1 rRNA gene is annotated in these 3,173 nt (G+C 57.9%); it reads right to left on the bottom strand.

Annotation, left to right across the window (positions count from 1 at the left end):
• Positions 1–16: 16 nt before the first annotated feature.
• A 23S ribosomal RNA gene (locus ACGBYP_RS21170) occupies positions 17–3,135 on the bottom strand.
• Positions 3,136–3,173: the final 38 nt, after the last annotated feature.

Below are 3,173 nucleotides of genomic sequence, written 5' to 3'. Positions count from 1 at the left end.
AAGGCTGGGTGTTGTGATGGTCAAGCCCTCGGCCTATTAGTACCGGTCAGCTCCACGACTTGCGCCGCTTCCACCTCCGGCCTATCAACCCGCTGGTCTGGGCGGGGGCCTTACCCGGTTGACCCGGTGAGAGACCTCATCTTGAAGAAGGCTTCCCGCTTAGATGCTTTCAGCGGTTATCCCTGCCGAACGTAGCCAACCAGCAGTGCTCCTGGCGGAACAACTGGCACACCAGAGGTTCGTCCGTCCCGGTCCTCTCGTACTAGGGACAGCACTTCTCAAGTCTCTTACGCGCGCGGCGGATAGGGACCGAACTGTCTCACGACGTTCTAAACCCAGCTCGCGTACCGCTTTAATGGGCGAACAGCCCAACCCTTGGGACCTACTCCAGCCCCAGGATGCGACGAGCCGACATCGAGGTGCCAAACCATCCCGTCGATATGGACTCTTGGGGAAGATCAGCCTGTTATCCCCGGGGTACCTTTTATCCGTTGAGCGACACCGCTTCCACATGCCGGTGCCGGGTCACTAGTCCCAGCTTTCGCTCCTGCTCGACCCGTCGGTCTCGCAGTCAAGCTCCCTTGTGCACTTGCACTCGACACCTGATTGCCAACCAGGCTGAGGGAACCTTTGGGCGCCTCCGTTACATTTTGGGAGGCAACCGCCCCAGTTAAACTACCCACCTGACACTGTTCCTGATCCGGATCACGGACCGAGGTTAGACATCCAATTCGACCAGAGTGGTATTTCAACGATGACTCCACGAACACTGGCGTGCCCGCTTCACAGTCTCCCACCTATCCTACACAAGCCGAACCGAACACCAATATCAAGCTATAGTGAAGGTCCCGGGGTCTTTCCGTCCTGCCGCGCGTAACGAGCATCTTTACTCGTAGTGCAATTTCGCCGAGCCTGTGGTTGAGACAGCTGAGAAGTCGTTACGCCATTCGTGCAGGTCGGAACTTACCCGACAAGGAATTTCGCTACCTTAGGATGGTTATAGTTACCACCGCCGTTTACTGGCGCTTGAGTTCTGAGCTTCGCCTTGCGGCTAACCCGTCCCCTTAACGTTCCAGCACCGGGCAGGCGTCAGTCCGTATACATCGTCTTTCGACTTCGCACGGACCTGTGTTTTTAGTAAACAGTCGCTTCTCACTGGTCTCTGCGGCCACCCACCGCTGCCCCGCGTAAGCGGTTCACAGCAGATGGCCCCCCTTCTCCCGAAGTTACGGGGGCATTTTGCCGAGTTCCTTAACCACAGTTCGCTCGATCGCCTTGGTATTCTCTACCTGACCACCTGAGTTGGTTTGGGGTACGGGCCGCTAAGAACTCGCTAGAGGCTTTTCTCGGCAGCATAGGATCATCCAATTCGCCTCATTCGGCTATGCGTCAGGCCTCACCCTCGTGTGGAACGGATTTACCTATCCCACGGGCCACACCCTTGCACCGGTACTACCACTCACCGGTAGGACTACCTTCCTGCGTCACCCCATCGCTTGCCTACTACCAGTCCGGGTCCCGCGTTCCGCCGGATCAGACCCGAAGGTCAGTCACCGGTTTCAGGCGGTTAGCATCGCTGGGTTCAGCATGGGCGTTCTTTCGCGGGTACGGGAATATCAACCCGTTGTCCATCGACTACGCCTGTCGGCCTCGCCTTAGGTCCCGACTCACCCTGGGCGGATTAGCCTGGCCCAGGAACCCTTGGTCATCCGGCGGGGGAGTTTCTCACTCCCCTTTCGCTACTCATGCCTGCATTCTCACTCGTGTGGCGTCCACGGCTGGATCACTCCGCCGCTTCAATCGCCACACGACGCTCCCCTACCCATCCACACACCTGGCCGGCCCCCGAGAGGACCGACGGGCTCATGTGAATGCCACAGCTTCGGCGGTGTGCTTGAGCCCCGCTACATTGTCGGCGCGGAACCACTTGACCAGTGAGCTATTACGCACTCTTTCAAGGGTGGCTGCTTCTAAGCCAACCTCCTGGTTGTCACGGCAATCCCACATCCTTTTCCACTTAGCACACGCTTAGGGGCCTTAGCTGATGATCTGGGCTGTTTCCCTCTCGACTACGAACCTTATCGCCCGCAGTCTCACTGCCACGCTCTCACTTACCGGCATTCGGAGTTTGGTTGATTTCAGTAACCTTGTGGGGCCCCTAGACCATCCAGTGCTCTACCTCCGGCAAGAAACACGTGACGCTGCACCTAAATGCATTTCGGGGAGAACCAGCTATCACCGAGTTTGATTGGCCTTTCACCCCTACCCACAGCTCATCCCCTCCATTTTCAACTGAAGTGGGTTCGGTCCTCCACGCGGTCTTACCCGCGCTTCAACCTGGCCATGGGTAGATCACTCGGCTTCGGGTCTAGAGCACGCGACTCCATCGCCCTGTTCGGACTCGCTTTCGCTACGGCTACCCCACACGGGTTAACCTCGCCACGTACCGCTAACTCGCAGGCTCATTCTTCAAAAGGCACGCAATCACCCCCACGCACAAGTGCGCATAAGGCTCTCACGGCTTGTAGGCACACGGTTTCAGGTACTATTTCACTCCCCTCCCGGGGTACTTTTCACCTTTCCCTCACGGTACTTGTCCGCTATCGGTCACCAGGGAGTATTTAGGCTTAGCGGGTGGTCCCGCCAGATTCACACCGAATTTCACGGGCTCGGTGCTACTTGGGATACAACTCGGGAGGCCATGAGTTTTCGTGTACGGGGCTCTCACCCTCTACGGCGACCCCTTCCAGAGGCCTTCCACTAACACATGGCTTTCTGACTCCCTGCAGGTTCGGCAGAACCAACTGAGTCGTCCCACGACCCCGACCACACAACGCCTGCCGGCTTGGCATGCGATCGGTTTAGCCTCATCCGCTTTCGCTCGCCACTACTCACGGAATCACGGTTGTTTTCTCTTCCTGTGGGTACTGAGATGTTTCACTTCCCCACGTTCCCTCCACACGCCCTATGTGTTCAGGCGCGGGTCACACCACATGACTGGTGCGGGGTTCCCCCATTCGGAAATCCTCGGATCAACGCTCGGTTGACAGCTCCCCGAGGCTTATCGCAGCCTCCTACGTCCTTCATCGGCTCCTGGTGCCCAGGCATCCACCGTGTGCCCTTAACAACTTGACCACACACAAGAACACCCACACCCACCCACAACCACACCA

It is taken from the genome of Modestobacter sp. SSW1-42 (assembly GCF_046635825.1).
In the GTDB taxonomy this organism is placed as follows: Bacteria; Actinomycetota; Actinomycetes; order Mycobacteriales; family Geodermatophilaceae; genus Modestobacter.
This window is presented reverse-complemented; position numbering and strand designations above follow the sequence as displayed.